The sequence below is a fragment of the Niallia sp. Marseille-Q9988 genome (assembly GCF_976954375.1).
In genome coordinates this window covers 214,541-233,920 of the sequence record NZ_CDRJSZ010000005.1, presented here as the reverse complement: position 1 = coordinate 233,920, position 19,380 = coordinate 214,541, and the positions used below count along the sequence as shown (strand labels likewise).

The following is a 19,380-nucleotide window of genomic DNA, read 5'->3' as shown; positions in this document are numbered from 1 at the left end:
AAAATCTTACTGAATTAAATCAAAAATCTCAATTGTAATCATATCAACATTATCAAATTGATATCTTTTTGGTTTTTCTTTGTCATTATAGACTTCTAGTTCAAACGTTTCTGTTTTTGGATGAAATGTAACTTGACACTTTCTCTCCCCATTTACCTCGAAGAAACGTTGAGTTGGTTCTCCCCCAGTTGCCTGCTCTTGCAGATTCTTTAATCTTGTTAATATGCCTTGTAATTGTGACATGCTCTCTCTCCTTTCAAAACAAACCTTTTGTTAACAATAGGTTTCACTATTAGCATGTTTCTATACACTTTCTTCGTTAAATAAAGTACCATTCGCCTCTTGTGTAAAATGCCAATACTAACAGAATAAAAGATTGTCGAGAGTTTGTCCAAGTAAAACTAAAAAAAACTAGTTGTTTTTTTATTATTTATTTCATCTGAATATTCTAACATATAAAATCATAACAAAAAAACACCTTTCTTATAGCAAAATGGAAATAATCATTTGTCTAATTCCGCACATCTACAGCTCCCTCAGAATCCAAAAAGTAACCTTTCCTGTTTAAACCTATTCCTATCATTTGCTAAAATGAATTGCACGAAAAAAGCTTTCTTTGTATGATTAGAAGTAGAATGAATGTAGGAGGAACAAAATGCACCAAATCACGTTATATACCCAGCCTGACTGTCCCCCTTGCGAATATTCCAAGCTCTTTTTAAAAGAACATGGATTTGACTTTGTAATAAAAGATATTCAAAAGGATTCGCGTGCGAAAACAGAATTAATAAAGAAATACCAATCCTTTTCAACCCCAACTTTTGTGGTAGATGGAACTGTAATTTATGGTTTCGATTTGGAAAAACTTAAAATTGCTTTAAATCTTTAACAGCAAGTCACCAATGTGGCGTACACTATACGTAAAAAAGTGCGCCACACTTTCATTATAGCTAATACCTCAAAATCTAGAAAATAACTCTTACAAGCTATTTTAGCGTTTGTACATTATGATTTTTCCAATTGTTACTGATATAAGTTACTTGATTTTCTATTGCAAACAAGGGCATATAAACCAATGTACTATAGTTATTTTCTTTGTTATTTATAATGGTTCTTACCTCTTTATCTGTCAGCATATTCGTAACAATCCAATTCTCATTCACCTTTCTTATAAGCACTCCTTCATAGGCTCCTTCATATACTTTTTCTCCAAATATAATTGGTTCATAATATTCATATAGAAGAATACTATTTTCTTCTGTTTCTATAAAGGTTTGATCGGATAACTGATAAAAAGGCAGATAATATTTTCCGAATTCATTACCGTATGTATAAAATGCCCCATTTTCTCCAGTCAAGTTTTCATTAAGAAATAAATAGATTAGTTTCTCCGAAAAATAAGGTGCCAATATTTCTTGTATCTCCTCCATATCCCTCGCTTCTTTACTTAATGACACCTGTGCTCGAAATGCCTTTTCTACAAAAGCAAAGACTTCATCCCTACTTGTCAAATGGCTGGTAGCATGTGCGGAATATGGAAATATACCAAGAAGCAAAATAATCACTATAGTAAAGAAGCTTTTATTCATCCTACTCTCTCCTTCTCTATTTATTTCATTTAAACTTTACCCTTAATTTATGGCATAAAAACAAGCTGAAGAGAAAATCTCTTCAGCTTGTTTTAACTAAGTAGCAATTTCTTTCGATCAAGAAAATTATAAGATAAATCAATAAACAAATATTCCTTGGCGTTTAATGGGTATGAATAAGTTCTTACTGTTTCTCCTGTTTCGATATCACTATATAAATCAGACAATATCCCTCTTTTTTCATTCCTCATTTTTATAATATTTTCTAGGAAATATGGTCGCCAACTCCAATTTTTGTGTGCATATTCAGGCTGAATAATCCAATCACTATCGTATTTAATAATATTTGCAGATTTTTGAAATCCATCTTCATCACATACATACATTCGAAAAGCAACATCTGTTAAATCAGCAGTAAGTAATTTCAAAAGCTCTTCATAGGAAGAATATTTCTTATATTTAACAAGCAATGACTGTAATTGAACTTGAAAATCCTCTGTTAATTCAAAAATTGTTGATAGTTTTTTCTTTTCTGAAAAAATGAACTCATGAAACAAATCTCTTAATATTTCTTTTCTACAATTGCGATCAACGAAATTTGCCTCAGGATAGTGTAAATAGTATCCTTGATAAAATCTCCCACCATTTTTCCAAGCAAATTGAAGCTGATATACCATCTCAATATTTTCAAATAATAAAGTAGCACCAATTTTTCGAGCAAGCATAGATAGCGAATATAAAACATTTTGGTAAGCATGCGAGGTAGATGTAGATCGCAAAGCTAATAAATCAATTTTTAGGATATCAGGTGCTAAATCACCGAGTCTGTCTAAATAGCTACTATCACTTCCCATTTTATCAATGGCAATTTTAATGCCATATGTTCGATAATAAAGTAATAAATGATCTAAATGATAAAATTGCCCATGATAATTTCGCTCTGAAATCTCCAGAACGATTCGATCTAACTTGAAGCCTTTCCCTTCATATTCCAGCAATGTTTCTAAAAATGATTCTCCATCATCCTTCATCAAGATTTCAGCATCTCTATTGATAAAGAGCAATACATCCTCGTCAAAGGACAACGCTTTATCCAGCGCCTTCGTTAAAATAACTTGATCTACCTCAATTTTATATTCATCAGGAATTCCTTCATCAAAAAAGAAATCTCCAAGGCTTTCAACACCATCTGCTCCATTATATCTTCCTAATATTTCATAACCGATTACTCGATGTTCATCAGCGCTAAATATAGCTTGAAAATAAGGGATGACATTTTCTAAATCAGTCAAAATATCCAAAGCATCCATATTTTGATAGCCTCCCCACAAGAAAAGCAAACTCCTTTGCTTATCGCTTCCGTTATAAATCATTTCGTCCTTTTTTTGATGATATTTATTTTTAGACAGTAAGTAGGCAAAGGTTCTTCACTTTATTCTAAGAATTAAAATAAACCTTATTATATCATATAAATCCTTAGCTAAAGAAACATTGATAGAAAATTCTTTCAATTTTTAGCTGAAACACAGTTTCATCCGATGATATCATTCCACAGGCAAGCACAATAAAAAAAGGATAAGGTGTTGGTAATAATATGTCCTTATAATTTTGTTTGAAATTTCGTATGATAAAAAATAGGAGTTGGCAAGAAAGAGGTAGTAAAATGCAGTTGTGTAAGCTATTACTGTTGCTCACTCCCTTTTTCGGGTCCGAGCAAACTTGGGAATATTTCCATATTGAAGAGAGTAAGCCAAAAGTAGAACAACTACATCAAGAATCTAGCACGAACAAAAGTGTATTGCTTGATGTTCCTTTGATAAAACAAAATCCTGAACTAAAATATGGATGTGAAGTGACCAGTTTAACGATGGTTTTGAATTACGCTGGTGTTAAAGTAAATAAAATGGAGCTTTACAAAAATATTCAGAAGGACATAGACCCATTGATTCGAAAAAATGGCAATATTATCGAATGGGGAGACCCCTCTATTGGATTCGTAGGTGATATGACTGGAAAAAAGCCTGGGTATGCTGTATTTGATAAGCCAATGGAAGATCTAGTTAACAAATACCTCCCAGAAAGAGCCGTTAACTTAACGAAATATTCTTTCCATGATTTAGAGAAACATGTTCAAAATGGTTATCCAATTGTAGTTTGGACAACAGGTGATTATCGTTTACCAGATAGATGGGAATCATGGAAACACAATGGAAAAACAATTAAAACACCATTAGACCTACACGCTGTTGTATTAGTTGGCTTCAGTAAGAATCATGTTTACTTAAATGACCCCTTATCAGGTAAAAAGAATGTTAAAGTCGATAAAAAGACTTTTATTAAATCTTGGCATGCTTTAAAGTCCAGAGCTATTAGTTATCGGTAAAAGTGTATAAAAAGGATAATAAATAGAACGTATTCATAATTTGTTTGCAACAACATTTAACGATTAGCGTTGATTGCATCCACCTATTGATAATTGTTAAAGTAAAGAAGGGATTCCGAGTGTAAATCCAAATTCCCTTATTCTTTTCCTCCAAAAAGCAATTATCTGTGCGCTGCAATCAACGTGTTTCTTTCAAATAGACTCAACCCTACATTTTTTTAAGTACTAACAAAAAGATATGCGTCCAGCTATCCTTCTAGGGTCTTCCTTTTTATTAACTCGCTTAATATAAGTTTATGTTTCCATCTTTCTATTCATGTTTAAAAATCCTTAAGAAATTGCTCCGCCTCTTCACAAGTCAATGGTCGAGAATAATAAAAGCCTTGTGCTTTTTGACAATTTGCCTCTTTTAAGAAGTCTTCTTGCTCTTTCGTTTCCACACCTTCTGCAATAACTTCTATCCCTAAATTTTGTCCTAAGTGAATAATCGTTGTCGTAATGGCAGCATCCTTTGCATTTGTAACCACATCTTTTACAAAGGATTGATCAATTTTTAATACATCAATCGGAAATTGCTTAATATAGCTTAGAGAAGAATAACCAGTTCCAAAATCATCGACAGAGATAATAACCCCTAAATCCTTTAGTTTTCGCAAAATAGGAATTGCTTCTTTAATATTCTCCATAACCCCTTCTGTAATCTCAATCTCCAGCAAGGACGGTTTAATATTAAATTTTTGAATAGAGTAACGTATCATTTCAACAAAATTGGGTTGTTGAAATTGCTTTGGTGAGATATTAACTGCTATACGCACATCCTTATGGTATAAAGTTTTCCATGTATTTATTTGCTCACATGCCTTTTCGATTACCCAGTTTCCAATAGAAATAATGAGACCTGTGTCTTCAGCAAGTGGGATAAAATCATTGGGTGCAACTAGTCCCAATGAAGGACTCTCCCATCTTAATAATGCTTCAAAACTATTAAATGTATGACTCTTTAAATCAATTTGTGGCTGATAATACAATTTTAGTTCATTTTTTTGGACTGCTTTTCGCAATTTTGTTTCTAATGATACTACATTTGTTAAATTTGAAGTCATATCAGAACGATAGAATTGATAATGTGCCTTACCTCTTTCTTTCACGCGAAAAAGTGCCTCATCCGCGTTCTTAATGATTTTCTCCATGTCATCTCCATCATATGGATACATACTAATTCCGATGCTCGGGCTAATATAGTATTCATGAGAGTTTAAGTAGAAGGAATTTGCAAAACTTGAGATAATACGTTGAACTAAGCTTGCTGTTTCTTGTCTATTTGTATTGGACAGGAGAATATTAAATTCATCTCCTCCCTGTCGATATACATGGCATTTATGATTTTTAAATTCTAATAATCGTTCCGCAACTTTTATGAGAATTTGATCTCCGACAATATGACCAAATGTATCATTGATATATTTAAACCGATCTAAATCAATCGTCATTAAGGCAAACGTAACTTTCTCTGTTTCAGCCTTCTTAATCTCCAGATTTAAATCTTCAACAAGGGCTCTTCTATTATAAAGACCCGTTAGCTGATCATGAAAGGACATATAGCGAATTTTTTCTGCCGTTTCCGCACGTTCAGAAATATCCCTTAAGATAACATAAATACCTCTAATGGTATCATTCACTTTAATGGGAACAAATTTTGTATGAATGGACAGTTTTTTTCCATTTTTGCTTTTTAACTTACAATCTAGCGATTGGGATGTTTCCGTTAATTTGCATTTTCTAAAGCTATCGTAAAATAAGGTATTACCCTCATCTATGAGTTCATACAGTGAAAACAGTGGCAGTTTTACATCACTAAAGTCAATTAACTTTAATCCAGTTGGATTCACTTCTTGAATAACCCCATCTAAGCTAACCGTGAATACGGCATCTAAATTATTTTGAACTAATGAACGATATTTCTGTTCGCTTTCATGCAACAATCGTTTTTCTTTAATGGACTCTGTAATATCTCTTGTGATGGATACAATATACTTTACTTCATTCTGTTCATCTATAATAGGCGTCAAAACAGATTCCGCATAAATGATATCGCCATTATCTGTCAGTATTTGATCTGTATAAATATGATTCTTCTTTGTTTCACATACAATCGTATATTCCTGTTGTAATCTATCAGCTATTTTCTTAGAAGAGACATCTTGAAACCCTTTCCTATGAAATCAATTGGTAATTGAGAAAATAAAAGGCAGCCTCATTGACAAAGATATACCGAAAAGTATTGTCTTTTTCTGCTTTCATAATAAATACCATATCTTTTATATACATAAAAATAATTTCAAAAATAATATTTTCTATATTTGATTTAGATTGTGCTATCATTTTCTTACTTGCATTATTCTTGTTAAATTCGTTCATCCATCTCATTCCTAACATGCAGCGATATATTATTTTGTTTCGAATAAGATTAACTCTATTAACAATCGCTATCCAATCTAATTTTCTTTTACTACTTTTATCGGCATATATATGAAAGTTTGTACTTAAATAGATAAAAAATTTAGTTTATTCGTATAAAAGGGCTAATCCTAGATTATTATTCTAATTTTAAAGAAATAACGGAAAAGATATTCTCTTTTTATTTCCTTTTCTCTCGTAAAAATAGTATAATAACTTGTACAATTTAGTAAGAAAGGAGCATTAACCGATTGAATAAGCAGCAAAAATATCCACCACCAATACAACCTACTGTTGAAAATCTTCTCCAAGCAATTTCTGTTGTAAATCGTCATGCAAAAACTGCTCCAAACCCAAAGTTTTTATATAAATTGAAGCATGACAGTTTACATAAGCTATTAGCAGAAGGCAAAGCAAAAAAAATGGGTCTACACTTCTCAAACAATCCAAAATATAGCCAACAACAATCAGATCTATTAATTGCATGTAAAAACTATACTTTTCATCTACCTCCAACTAAAAAGGATTTTGAGGAATTGCCACATTTAGGATCTCTCAATCAAAGTGTTCGAAATCCCAAATCAACTCTATCCTTAACACAATCAAAAAAGCTTTTATCCGTTTACACTGGTTTAAAAGAAGATTCGCCACCTAATCAAACATTCCGCAAAAAGCAATACCAAAAACCAGTATTTAAAAAGCTCGGTGAAAGCTATTAATTTTTGCTCTTTCTCAACTATTTGCAAAGGGGCTAATCCCTCTAATCAACTTATCTCTTTAACAAAGAAAAGCTGCCAAGCTATTTTGCTCTTAAGGTCAAAATAGCTTGGCAGCTTTCATTAAATCACATACTTTTCTTTTAAAACATAAGTATTATAAAATGATGTCGTCGATAATTTGAATTAATTCGTTAATCTCTGGTTTACTTACTTGGGCATTTGCTCCAACAACCTGCCCCTTATGTCTTAAACCCTCTGTAATTAATGACGAAAATATAACGACAGGTAACTTAGATAAGTTTGTATTATCTTTAACTAGCTTTGTTAGATGATGCCCGTCCATTTGTGGCATTTCAATATCTGTAATCATTAACTGGGCAACCTCGTCTATAGAAGTACCATTCTCCACATTTTTTGTTAAATAAGCTAATGCTTCACGACCATTTTCAAAAAATGTAATGTATTGAAAGCCTGCAGCGCTCAACGTATCTTCCAGTAATTTTCTTAGAAGGGCAGAATCTTCCACAACAATTAGTTTCTTATCACTTCTTGCTCTTTCCCCTAATTTTTTCACTTGTTGTACATTAATTCCGGATTCAGGATTAATATCTACCACTATTTTTTCAAAATCCAGCAGTAAAATCATCTCTCCGTTTAATTTAACTACACCAATTATTTGGCTTTCTGATCCATAATAAGTCTCAGATGGTTTCTCAATATTTTCCCATGATATCCGGTGGATTTGTGTAACATTATGAACATGGAAAACAATTTTTGTTTTATTGAATTCAGAAACAATATATTTATCTTTTTCAGGAGTATCAGAAGGAGCATATCCTAATACGTTTGCAAGATTAACTACTGTTAATACTTCTCCTCTTAGTTCCATTATTCCTTCTACATAGGGATGGGCATGTGGTATTGGAGTAATCGGTACTGGATTAATAATTTCCTTCACCTTAATAACATTTATACCAAAATTGTTCTTTCCAACACTAAATTCCACAATTTCAAGCTCATTTGTTCCAGATTCTAAAAGTATTCCTTTGTCGTTTTTCATTTATTTCTGTCCTTTCGTGGTTCTAAAAATTCCTTCATTTATGAAATCCACTTTTCAGTTATTTACCTATTCTTTATATCGGACTATTTATCTATTCTTAAAGTAAGTTTATTCAATTTTCTCCAATTAGAAACTATCTTTGCTCGCTAACAATATCCTCTTTTTTAATCCATCTAGCCAACAATTACTATACCTAATACAGTTATATTAAAAAAGACTGTTCCTAAAGGCAACAATCAAGCAGCTTTTTCCATTGGTTTCACCATTTACGGAATATCTGCTTTCGTTAGCCTTCTTGAACAGCCTAGCCTACCATTCTTCTTTTACGCGTGCATGGATTACTAATCCAATAATAGTTAAAATAATTAACGAGCCTAGCGCCATCCTGCTCGCTATATTTCCTAAATCAGCAAATATGAGTGTAATCGTACCATATACAAATGGACCGATAATGGAAGATACCTTACCAGAAAAGGCAAATAGTCCAAAGAACTGGCCTCTCTTCTCTTCTGGAGTAATATCAACAATATATGTTCTTGTCGTTACCCACATACTCCCTAGAGCAACTCCAAAAAGACTCCCAGCAATCCAAAATGCCCCTTGATTCCAAGCAAATGTTGCAATAATCAAAGCGATAACTAATAATATCCCTACATATCGTACAGCTCGATATGCTCCAACTTTTTTTGCAATATATCCAAAGATAAAGGATCCAATGATGCTTGCAATAGTTGACACAAGATATAGAATAATGAATTTACCTGAACTTATTTCAATAACTGTATTTGCATAATCTGCCATCATAGCAATTGTAGTTGCTAAGGCATCATTAAGAAAAAAATAGGCAAGCATAAAAGTAAAAATCTTTCGATAATTCCTCATCTGCTTAAAGGTTTCCACTATTTCACCATAGCCTGAGAAAATAGATTGCTTTTGGACATTTTCTTTTGGTTTGTCTTTAATGAAAAAAAATAATGGCAAGGATAAGAGCAAAAAGAGAATCCCAGTTGGTATAAATGATTGATTAAAAGCCCCGTCATCTATAAATAAATAAACAGATAATCCAATAAGTGTTCCGATATAACCTACTGCGACACCAAATCCGGAAATTAACGGGATTTGTTCCTTGCTACCTAAATCAGAAATCATTGAATCATAAAATACTAAGCTAGAATGATACGTAAATTTCGATAGTACAAAAAAAAGAACCACGAAACCTAAGGACAATGGTATTCCAAGTATCGTTTGTGAAAACTCAATAGACGAAAAGATCCCCATTGCAATTGTTCCTAGCACTGTTAATAGTGTCAGGATTACAATATATTTCTTCTTTTTTCCTGTTCTGTCCATAATTACTCCAAATAACGGTGTAAAGATAACTAATAAAATGCTTGCAAGGGCATTTGCATACGAAATAAACGTGGATGCTATTTGTTGCTGTACCTCACCTGAACCAATCATTCCCTTTAAATAGAAGGGGAAAAAGACTGTATTAATATTAGACGAAAAAATGGTATTAGCAGCATCATATAATGCCCAAGAAAGAATGGGCAAGGAAAAATACAACGCCCATCCTTTTTTTTCCATTTGAACTTTATTTGTTACTGACTCCATCCATCAAGCTCTCCTCTCCAAAAAGCAAGTATGACATTTTATTTACTGTTCGTTGTCCCCGATAGGAAATAAAACGCATTATTTTCTCACCACAAGAGAACCAACAATTAAATCATGTAATGCTTGTTTTTTCTCTGTAAAAGCAGCCAAAATAAAACCAATCAAAAGGATTCCCGATAAAAGACTTGATACTACATATCTTCCTAGGCTTCTCCAAAAAGATAATCTATTCCCATTTTTATCTGTTACCTTTAACCCTAAAAGTTTTTTCCCAATTGTCGCTTGCCATTTTGATGAATGAAGTAGCGAATAATAAAAAAGACTAATAAGCAAACATATACCCATTGTTCCAAAAAATGCGGTCATCATCGGTCCTATTATCGATAACATTTCTGCATCAGATAATGTGTCTACACTTGCTGGATCCATTAATAGCTCTTCCGGGATTTCCATTGAATTTACAAACAAAGCAAAAATGACATTTGAAAGAATTAATAAGGGAATCCCGATAATAATACTATCGATTACCCATGCTCCAAAGCGAATCCAAAATCCTGCATATTCAGGTTGTTCGTTTTTTTCTATATGTATTGTTGTTACCATTTAATTTCCCCCTCCTATTCTTATGATAAATGGAATTTATTATCTAAACAACCTTTTTTATGTAATAGGTGAAAGGTTTACAATTTTTATACAATTAATGAATTCCTTTGTTTCCTTCCTTCTTTAAATATTCATAAAATGTTTATATTTTTTTTACTATTTCGTGAAAAGTATAACAAAGACCTAGACGATTTAGTGCAATTGGAATAATCTAAAAGTGTAAGCAAGTGAAGGAGAGAATGAAAAGATAATTGCTAAAATATATTTAAAGAGAGGACGAGTACACAATGAAGGGTACTGCAATTCTTTTTCATGAAGACTTATCTGTAACTTTTTTAGAAAATATTGACTTAGAAGCATGGAAAAAACACGAAGAAACTGTACAAATAACGGAAAAATTAGAGAATCATGAGCAATTATTCCTAATGGAAGAAGACGTTGATTGGGATTATGGTTACTAATTCACGATAAATAGATAGAGCTGTGATTGATTTTTTTGTCACTGCTCTTTTTTATTTTGTCTATGGTTTTCAATAATCTCCGCTTTTGATATCATAATAGAATACATTATGATGGGAGACTTAATATGGAACATTTAATCAATAAAAAAGTTAAAAATATTGAGATTTCTGGCATTAGGAAGTTCTCTAATATGGTCGCTGGAAAGGAAGGGATGATTTCTTTAACGATTGGTCAGCCAGATTTTCCGACACCTCTTCATATTAAAGAAGCTGCTAAAACGTCTATTGACGAAAATTTCACTTCCTACACACATAATGCTGGGGAGCTAGAATTACGGAAAGCAGCATCACAGTTCGTACATAATAAATATAATCTTTCTTATGATCCTTCTAATGAAGTGCTTGTTACAGTTGGAGCTAGTGAAGCAATAGATGTTACCTTTCGAACCATTCTCGATAAAGGAGTCGAAGTAATACTCCCTGGTCCTGTATATCCTGGATATGAGCCAATTATCCGTTTATGTGATGCTATTCCAGTATATGCAGACATTCGTGATACCTCCTTTCGTTTTACAGCTGACGTAATAAAAAAATACATCACAGAAAAAACTAGATGTATTGTCTTGCCATACCCATCCAATCCTACAGGAGTCAGCTTATCGAAAGAAGAATTAATGGAAATTGCTGCTCTTATTAAGGGTAAAGACATCTTTATTTTAGCAGATGAAATATATAGTGAATTACTCTATGATCAAAAGCATGTATCTATTGCTGAGTTTCTCCGTGAACAAACCATTGTCATTAACGGACTATCTAAATCCCATAGTATGACCGGCTGGAGAATTGGACTATTATTTGCACCAGCATATCTTAGTCAGCAAATTATTAAAGTACATCAATATAATGTAACTTGCGCCTCCTCTGTCTCTCAGAGAGCTGCACTAGAGGCGTTAACAGTTGGTATAAATGATGCCGAGCCAATGAGAGATGACTATCGAATGCGAAGAGAATATGTATATAATCGCTTAACTTCTATCGGATTGGACGTAGTAATGCCAGATGGTGCTTTTTACTTTTTCATAAAAGTACCGACAACAAAGTTGAATTCCTTTGACTTTTGTCTCGATTTAGTTGATAAAGTAAATTTAGCGGTTGTTCCTGGCAGTGCTTTTTCTGCATTAGGAGAAGGATATTTCCGGATTTCATTTGCCTATTCAATGGAAACATTAGAAGAAGCATGTAATCGATTAGAGAAATATATGACAACGTATATGAATTAGAAGCAAAGAGCTTCCACAGATGTGGAAGCTCTTTATTATCAATCCCAATATTTAAATAAAGCTTGTGTGCCGCTTTCTTCTTCTCCTTTAGCAGATAAATGGCTATATAATGTTTCTGCAAGAGATAGACCAGGTGTTTCCATATTCATTTCTTCTGCTTCTTTAAGAGCAATCCGCATGTCTTTAATAAAATGCTTTATATAGAAACCTGGTTCAAAATCGCCTTTTATCATTCTTGGCGCAAGATTACTTAAAGAGAAGCTTCCTGCTGCACCAGTTGATATGCTTTCTAGAACTTTCTCTGGATCTAATCCTGCCTTCTTTGCATAAACAATTGCTTCTGAAACGCCAATCATGGTAGAGGCTATAGCAATTTGATTACACATTTTTGTATGCTGACCAGAGCCTGCAGGTCCTTGATAAACGATATTTGTGCCTAATATCTCAAAGATGGACTGAAGTTCTTTATACACCTCTTCGTCCCCACCAACCATAATAGATAATTTTGCATCTCTTGCTCCTACATCTCCACCGCTAACTGGCGCATCCACAGCATAAATATTTTTCTTTTTTGCTTCTTCATATATTTTCTTCGCAAGGCTAGGAGTAGATGTTGTCATATCGATTAAATAGGTATTTTCACTTGCATTGTTAACTAATCCATTCTCCCCCAAATAGACTTCTTCTACATCTTTTGGATAACCAATAATCGTAATAATTACATTCGCCTTTAAAGCCATCTCGTATGGACTGTCTACCCATTCTGCACCTTCTTCTACAAGGTCGCTTGCTTTTTCTTTCGTGCGATTATGTACAATAACAGGATAACCTGCCTGTAATAAATGTCTTGCCATACTTTTCCCCATTACTCCTGTACCGATAAAGCCAATGGTAGTAGTTTCTTTTGCCAACATGCTATTCCTCTCCTTTATACAATGTTCCAATTTTATTTAAACATTGTTTTTCTTTATAGTAACATGAAAACATTTATAAATGTCTAAATTCTCTTCTAAAGTCGTACTCACAATGACTGAAAAACTACCCATTATACAAATCTTTACACCGATTTTATATAAAGGGTAGTTTTTTTCAACTTATTTACGTAATATCCTCACTATAAGGACTTTCATTATTTCCATTGCAATTACAGCAGCGATTGCTAAGCCAGTTGCTATTAACCATTCATTCATGCCAAACGAAGCTGGAATAGCAAAGACTTCTCTAGCGAATGGCAAGATAGTAATCAAATATAACAAGAAGCATATTCCAACAGCACCTAATACATATTTATTGGAAAATAACCCAACACCAAAAATCGTTTGTGTACTAGATCTTGCAGCAAAAGTCTGCAAAGAACGTGAAAGAATTAAGGTGGTGAAAGCCATAGCGACTCCTAATTCATCCGAATGTTGTAATCCAATATAATGGGAGATAATAACTGCTATACCAATTAATACTCCTCTTACAACGACTGCTCGAAGTGTTCCGCCGGCAAAGATTCCCTCATTAACATCCCTTGGTTTGCGCTTCATTACGCCTGGCTCTGATTTTTCCATGCCAAGGGCAATCGCTGGTAAGGAATCATTCACTAAATTAATAAATAACAGCTGTAATGCTGTAAAAGGATTAGCCCAACCTGCTATTACCGCAAATAATATAGCAATAATTGCTCCAAAATTCCCTGCAAATAAATAACCAATTGATTTTTTTATATTATCAAAAACAGTTCTTCCTACACCAACAGCATTAACAATTGATACAAAATTATCATCTGTTAAGATCATATCTGCTGAATCTTTGGCCACATCGGTTCCACTTCCCATTGCAATACCGATATCAGCCTGTTTTAAAGCTGGCGCATCATTGACACCATCTCCTGTCATAGCAACAATTCGATTTTTCTTTTGCCACGCTCGAACAATTCGAATTTTATTCTCAGGAGACACACGAGCATAAACAGATATATCCTCCAATTTATGGTCTAATTCTGCTTCCGATAAAGCATCTAACTCTTGACCAGTTAAGGCAATATCGTTCTCTTCCATTAAACCGATTTTGCGACCAATTGCCTGGGCAGTTGTTTTATGATCCCCAGTAATCATCACAGTACGTATACCTGCATTCTTTGTTTGTTCAATTGATCCATATACTGCCTCTCGGGGAGGATCCATCATGGCACTTAACCCTACTAGGATAATATCTGCTTCCTCTTCTTCCGTAATCGTCATTTTATCTTTCGGCATGATTTTATATCCATATGCTAGTACTCGTAATGCTTGACGGGAGAAATCTTCATTTGCTTCCTGAAATTTGTTTAACCATTCATTTGTAAAAGGTTCTTCTTTTTCATTGACTAGCACTTTCGTAGCCCGACTGAACATTACATCTGGGCCACCCTTTATAAGCATAAGCCGTTGATTATCAATCGTATGGACGGTAGACATTAACTTTCGATCTGAATCAAACGGTAGTTCTGCTTCTCTTGGATATCTTAAACGAATTTCTTCATAGCTTCTTTTTCCATCATTATAGAAATTAATCAAAGCAACTTCCGTTGGATCTCCTACTTCCCTATTTTCTTTATTAATATAAGAATCATTACATAAAACCGCTATATTTAAGAGTAATCTTTCTGATTGATTCCAATGGGCGGGATCTTCTGGGAGATGCTCTCTTTCTCCTTCTGGAATGAAGTAATCTGTTACGGTCATTTTATTTTGTGTCAATGTCCCTGTCTTATCTGTGCAAATCACACTTGTAGAACCCAATGTTTCTACTGCAGGCAATTTACGAATTATAGCACTTTGTTTAGCCATTTTATTTGTTCCAACAGACAGAACAATCGTAACAATGGAGGATAGAGCCTCCGGAATAGCGGCCACCGCCACTGCAACTGCAAATAATAATGCATTCAAAATAGACGTGGTGACATCTACCGTTTCATCTCCCAACCATATTCTTAATGCTTGGATGGCAAAAATAAGAATAGATAAAAGAAGAATTCCTACTCCTAATTTCTTACTAAATTCTGCAAGCTTCTGTTGTAATGGTGTCTGTTTTTCTTCAGCAGTATTTAGCATATCTGCAATTTTACCTATTTCCGTTTTTTCTCCAGTACCTGTTACTACAAAAGTACCTCGTCCATAAACAACCAGCGAACTACTATAGACCATATTAATACGGTCACCAAGCGCAGATTCTTCTAATATAACCTTATCTTGTTTCTCAATCGCTTCTGATTCCCCTGTTAACATCCCCTCATTCACTTTTAAGGAACCACTTTCTACAATTCGTCCATCAGCTGGAACATAGTCACCAGCTTCTAGGAAAACAATATCACCTGGAACTAGCTCACGGGCTGGAATTGTACTATTCGTGTTATCTCGTCTCACCTTAGCCTCTGGTGCACTCATATTTCGCAAGGCATCTAATGAACTTTCTGCTTTTTTTGTTTGAATAACACTAATAACCGAGTTAAGCAATAGTACTAAAAATATGATTAAGGATTCGACAAATTTACCCATTATCAATTGGATAATGATTACTACTAATAACACAATAACCATCGGATCTTTAAACGTTTCTAAAAAGAGCTTCCATGTTGGCACTTTTTCTTTATCTTGGAGCTCATTATATCCTTCTTTTTCCAAAAGTGACTTTACTTTGTCTGATGATAAACCTTGTGCAGATGACTGTAACTCTTTTAATACGACGTCTTTTTCCTTTTGATAAAAATCCATGTGACTTTATTCAACTCCTTATTGTTCTGTCCTGACTTTTTTTGCACTTAACATAAACGAAAAAGCAATTCTTTGTACATATGTATAATAAAAAATCCTTTTTTAAACCACTTCCCATTATTTATTCTCCATAAACCTGTCCAATAATATGGAAAAACTATTTTCGTAAAGTTTGTTATACGATAACAGCTAAAAGTACTTTACATCCTTGCGAGAAAATAGAGCCTACTCGGTATAACTCAGTGGCCACTGAAAAAGTGAATTACCTGGTGAATGGTAGTTACCAAACCATTCTAACTTAGTGTAGGTTTTTGTTTTCCGAGGCTTATTATTCACTTTCAAATAAATAAAACCTCATTTTATTTGGAAAACTAGACTTTTTCAGTGCCCTGATAACTCATGAGTGAGGGCATTTACCTCAAACCACTCGGACCCTTTAAAAATAGTCGAGTTGATTTCCCACCTATTTTCCTTACTCATTATAGTCATAGAGTTTAAGAATGAATATACGAATATTTTACCTCTATCCTTTGCTTTTCATGTATGAATCTTTATAACCACATAAAAAACTGACTAGAATCATCTAGTCAGTTCAAATAAGGGGAAAATGAGAATAGCGTTAAGCTAACTTGTAAAAGAGCTTATGCTATTTTTATTTATACCCACTATTTTTAAGGATAAACCTATTTTATTCAGAAAGTTTTGCTGCAGCTTTAACTGCTTCCATAACTTCTTCTGTTGTAGACATTTGTAATGCTTTTTCTGCTAATTCTTCCATTTCCTTTTTAGAAAGGTTTAGAATTTGTGATCTTGCTTTTAAGATAGATGTAGCACTCATAGAGAATTCATCTAGGCCTAATCCTAATAATAAAGGAATTGCTGTTTCATCTCCTGCCATCTCTCCACACATACCTGCCCATTTACCTTCTTTATGCGCTGCATCGATAACCATTTTAACAAGACGTAAAATAGAAGGATTGTATGGTTGGTAAAGATAAGAAACACGCTCATTCATACGGTCTGCAGCCATTGTGTATTGGATTAAGTCATTTGTACCAATACTGAAGAAGTCAACTTCTTTAGCAAATTGATCTGCAAGAACTGCAGTAGAAGGAATTTCAACCATGATACCTAATTCAATTTTTTCTGCTACTTGAACGCCTTCACTTGTTAAGTTAGCTTTTTCTTCTTCTAAAAGAGCTTTTGCTTGGCGGAACTCATTTAATGTAGCAATCATTGGGAACATGATTTTTAGATTTCCATATGAGCTTGCACGTAATAATGCTCTTAATTGCGTACGGAAAATATCTTGCTCCTCTAGACATAAACGAATTGCACGGAAACCTAAGAACGGGTTCATTTCTTTTGGTAAATCTAAATATGGAAGCTCTTTATCTCCACCAATATCTAATGTGCGAACTACAACTGGCTTCCCTTTCATTCCTTCAAGGACAGCTTTGTAAGATTCAAACTGTTCATCTTCTGTAGGGAGCTGATCTCTACCCATGTAAAGGAATTCAGTACGGTATAAACCAACTGCTTCCCCACCGTTATTAATAACACCTTCTAAATCATTTGGTGTACCAATATTTGCTGCAAGCTCTACATGAACACCATCAGAGCTAACTGTTTGTTCATTCACAAGTTTTGCCCATTCTGCTTTTTGTTGTTCATATTGTTCTGCAGTCTTTTTATAGCTTTCTACCATTTCAGGTGTTGGATTAATATGGATTTCTCCTTTTAATCCATCAACAATTACTAAATCGCCATTATTAATTTCATCTGTAGCCTTTTTAGTACCGACAACAGCAGGAATTTCTAAAGAGCGAGCCATGATTGCTGAATGAGAAGTTCTACCGCCAATATCAGTTGTGAATCCTTTAACAAATTGACGGTTAAGCTGTGCAGTATCAGATGGTGTTAAATCTTCTGCGACTACCACTACTTCTTCAGAAATCATACTTGGGTTTGCTAAATGTACGCCTAAAAGATGAGACATTACACGCTTTGTAACGTCACGAATGTCAGCAGCTCTTTCTTGCATATATTCATTATCCATCGATTCAAACATAGTAATAAACATATCTGTTGTTTCTTTTAATGCATATTCTGCATTCACTAGGTCTGTTTTAATTTTATCTTCAATAGGTGCAATTAATTCTGGATCACTTAATACTAATAAATGTGCTTCAAAAATCGCAGCTTTATCCGCACCAAGCTCTTTATTAGCTTTTTCCCGAATAGCTTCTAATTCTGATTTTGCTTTCGTTAAAGCATCTTGAAAACGAGAAATTTCATTTTCAGCATTTTCTACACTAGTCTTTTCAAATGAAAGATCTGGTTCAACTAAACGATAAGCTTTTGCAATGGCTATTCCACTAGATGCAGCAATTCCTTGTAAAAAACTCATTATTCTGCTAAACCTTCTTTATTTAACGTTTCTTGTAATCCATTAATAGCTTCTTGCTCGTCATTACCTTCTGCGATAATTTTAATTTCAGCACCTTGAGCAATTCCTAATGACATAACACCCATAATCGATTTAAGATTTACTTTTTTCTCTTTGTATTCTAATTGAATATCTGAATCAAATTTGCTAGCTGCTTGTACTAAAAGTGTTGCTGGTCTAGCATGAATTCCTGTATCTGCAATAACTTTAAATTGTTTTTCTACCATAATAAAATCATTCTCCTTTATCGATTAAGTTATAAGATGTAACCATATAGATAAACTTTTCAAACTTAAACAACCTTAATATAAATTAACAATTGTTTATCATTAATAATATATAATTTTTATATTACAATTGTAAACTGAAAGCTATGTATTTTGTCGAAAAATATCGCTGTCTATGCACACAAACTTTCTTCACAACCATTTATAGCATCTTCTAAGAAGAAGAGAACATGTAATGACCTGTTCAAAATAGGCAGGCAATTTAAGTTTTTGAAAAAGACATCTCAAATGAAAGAATAGCATTTCTTTCTTATATAGACAATCAAAATTTATTAAACGACAAAAATTTGTTCACTTTATGGCGAAAATTAGCATTTTTTATTTGATAAACCTACACTTGGTGTAAAGTTACTGCCTGTTTAGTAAAATCCCCTAATTATCAACTTTTATACAATTAAAAATGGTGACTGTCCACTTAAAAAGATTATTGTAATTGAATGGGACATCTTATGAAAACAGTTAAAATGTGAACAAAGCTCTGTAACAAATCCTTCAAACATTTGTATAGAAAACTTTTATTAGTCGAAAAATATATTGCAATCTCTCGTTAAACAAGCTTTAATATTATTGAACTTTCAAATATGAATAGTTAATCTAATAAAATTAACCGTTTCAGTGGTATGCGTCATTTATCCACTGATTGTTAGTTGGAACGATTCAGCTTTGTATGGACAGTTGATTCCCATCTATTTTCCTCGAATACCATAAGCTTACGGTTAAGATATAAAGCTAGCGTAT

The 19,380-nt window shown here is 33.4% G+C and carries 17 protein-coding genes; 5 read left to right on the top strand and 12 right to left on the bottom strand.

Annotated elements, in window-relative coordinates:
- Positions 1–6 precede the first annotated feature (6 nt).
- Positions 7–243 carry a YkuJ family protein gene (locus ACWNMZ_RS10965; RefSeq protein WP_016200943.1) on the bottom strand — a complete coding sequence of 79 codons (237 nt, stop codon included), beginning with the start codon at positions 241–243 and terminating at the stop codon, positions 7–9.
- A gap of 412 nt (positions 244–655) precedes the next feature.
- Here ACWNMZ_RS10965 and ACWNMZ_RS10960 point away from each other — a divergent pair, with 412 nt between their 5' ends.
- Positions 656–889 carry a glutaredoxin domain-containing protein gene (locus tag ACWNMZ_RS10960; RefSeq protein WP_031534183.1) on the top strand — a complete coding sequence of 78 codons (234 nt, stop codon included), beginning with the start codon at positions 656–658 and terminating at the stop codon, positions 887–889.
- A gap of 97 nt (positions 890–986) precedes the next feature.
- Here ACWNMZ_RS10960 and ACWNMZ_RS10955 read toward each other — a convergent pair whose 3' ends face one another.
- Together ACWNMZ_RS10955 and ACWNMZ_RS10950 are read right to left on the bottom strand one after the other, a co-directional pair.
- Positions 987–1,589 (bottom strand): DUF3993 domain-containing protein, encoded by a 603-nt coding sequence (locus ACWNMZ_RS10955; protein WP_048717754.1) that lies wholly within the window; start codon positions 1,587–1,589, stop codon positions 987–989.
- A gap of 92 nt (positions 1,590–1,681) precedes the next feature.
- Complete coding sequence (locus tag ACWNMZ_RS10950; protein ID WP_251627400.1) at positions 1,682–2,899, bottom strand: EAL domain-containing protein; 1,218 nt, start codon at positions 2,897–2,899, stop codon at positions 1,682–1,684.
- Positions 2,900–3,252: 353 nt separating this feature from the next.
- Between ACWNMZ_RS10950 and ACWNMZ_RS10945 the strand changes: the two genes are divergently transcribed.
- Entirely contained in the window at positions 3,253–3,972 is a 720-nt protein-coding gene (locus tag ACWNMZ_RS10945) for a C39 family peptidase (RefSeq protein WP_031534178.1), read from the top strand.
- A 320-nt stretch (positions 3,973–4,292) separates the two neighbouring features.
- Here ACWNMZ_RS10945 and ACWNMZ_RS10940 read toward each other — a convergent pair whose 3' ends face one another.
- Together ACWNMZ_RS10940 and ACWNMZ_RS10935 are read right to left on the bottom strand one after the other, a co-directional pair.
- Positions 4,293–6,080, bottom strand: coding sequence for a sensor domain-containing protein (locus tag ACWNMZ_RS10940; protein ID WP_449598635.1), 1,788 nt, complete (start codon positions 6,078–6,080; stop codon positions 4,293–4,295).
- 106 nt (positions 6,081–6,186) lie between these two features.
- Positions 6,187–6,390, bottom strand: coding sequence for a hypothetical protein (locus tag ACWNMZ_RS10935; RefSeq protein ID WP_449598627.1), 204 nt, complete (start codon positions 6,388–6,390; stop codon positions 6,187–6,189).
- Between the two features lie 290 nt (positions 6,391–6,680).
- On the opposite strand from ACWNMZ_RS10935, the gene ACWNMZ_RS10930 reads away from it, so the two are divergent.
- Entirely contained in the window at positions 6,681–7,148 is a 468-nt protein-coding gene (locus ACWNMZ_RS10930) for a YkyB family protein (protein ID WP_031534174.1), read from the top strand.
- 154 nt (positions 7,149–7,302) lie between these two features.
- Here ACWNMZ_RS10930 and ACWNMZ_RS10925 read toward each other — a convergent pair whose 3' ends face one another.
- The 3 genes from ACWNMZ_RS10925 to ACWNMZ_RS10915 all read right to left on the bottom strand — a co-directional run bounded on the left by ACWNMZ_RS10925 (position 7,303) and on the right by ACWNMZ_RS10915 (position 10,425).
- The gene (locus tag ACWNMZ_RS10925; protein ID WP_031534172.1) at positions 7,303–8,208 is read right to left on the bottom strand and encodes a chemotaxis protein; all 906 of its coding nucleotides are present in this window, start codon (positions 8,206–8,208) and stop codon (positions 7,303–7,305) included.
- Between the two features lie 309 nt (positions 8,209–8,517).
- Positions 8,518–9,822: an MFS transporter gene (locus tag ACWNMZ_RS10920; RefSeq protein ID WP_031534170.1), complete on the bottom strand. Its 1,305-nt coding sequence runs from the start codon at positions 9,820–9,822 to the stop codon at positions 8,518–8,520.
- Between the two features lie 78 nt (positions 9,823–9,900).
- Positions 9,901–10,425 (bottom strand): RDD family protein, encoded by a 525-nt coding sequence (locus ACWNMZ_RS10915; RefSeq protein ID WP_031534169.1) that lies wholly within the window; start codon positions 10,423–10,425, stop codon positions 9,901–9,903.
- A gap of 287 nt (positions 10,426–10,712) precedes the next feature.
- Here ACWNMZ_RS10915 and ACWNMZ_RS10910 point away from each other — a divergent pair, with 287 nt between their 5' ends.
- A complete protein-coding gene (locus ACWNMZ_RS10910; RefSeq protein WP_155986730.1) occupies positions 10,713–10,886 on the top strand; it encodes a hypothetical protein in 174 nt (57 codons plus the stop codon).
- A gap of 125 nt (positions 10,887–11,011) precedes the next feature.
- Entirely contained in the window at positions 11,012–12,166 is a 1,155-nt protein-coding gene (locus ACWNMZ_RS10905; protein ID WP_031534168.1) for an aminotransferase A, read from the top strand.
- A gap of 38 nt (positions 12,167–12,204) precedes the next feature.
- Here the strand turns inward: ACWNMZ_RS10905 and ACWNMZ_RS10900 are convergent, their stop codons facing one another.
- From ACWNMZ_RS10900 to ACWNMZ_RS10885, 4 genes are all read right to left on the bottom strand, one after another.
- Positions 12,205–13,080, bottom strand: coding sequence for an NAD(P)-dependent oxidoreductase (locus ACWNMZ_RS10900; RefSeq protein WP_031534167.1), 876 nt, complete (start codon positions 13,078–13,080; stop codon positions 12,205–12,207).
- Between the two features lie 180 nt (positions 13,081–13,260).
- Entirely contained in the window at positions 13,261–15,906 is a 2,646-nt protein-coding gene (locus ACWNMZ_RS10895) for a cation-translocating P-type ATPase (protein WP_031534165.1), read from the bottom strand.
- A gap of 688 nt (positions 15,907–16,594) precedes the next feature.
- On the bottom strand, positions 16,595–18,316 hold the full coding sequence (ptsP, locus tag ACWNMZ_RS10890) for a phosphoenolpyruvate--protein phosphotransferase (protein WP_031534163.1): 1,722 nt from the start codon (positions 18,314–18,316) through the stop codon (positions 16,595–16,597).
- On the bottom strand, positions 18,316–18,582 hold the full coding sequence (locus ACWNMZ_RS10885; protein WP_031534161.1) for a phosphocarrier protein HPr: 267 nt from the start codon (positions 18,580–18,582) through the stop codon (positions 18,316–18,318). The genes ptsP and ACWNMZ_RS10885 overlap by 1 nt, the downstream gene beginning before the upstream one ends.
- Positions 18,583–19,380 lie beyond the last annotated feature (798 nt).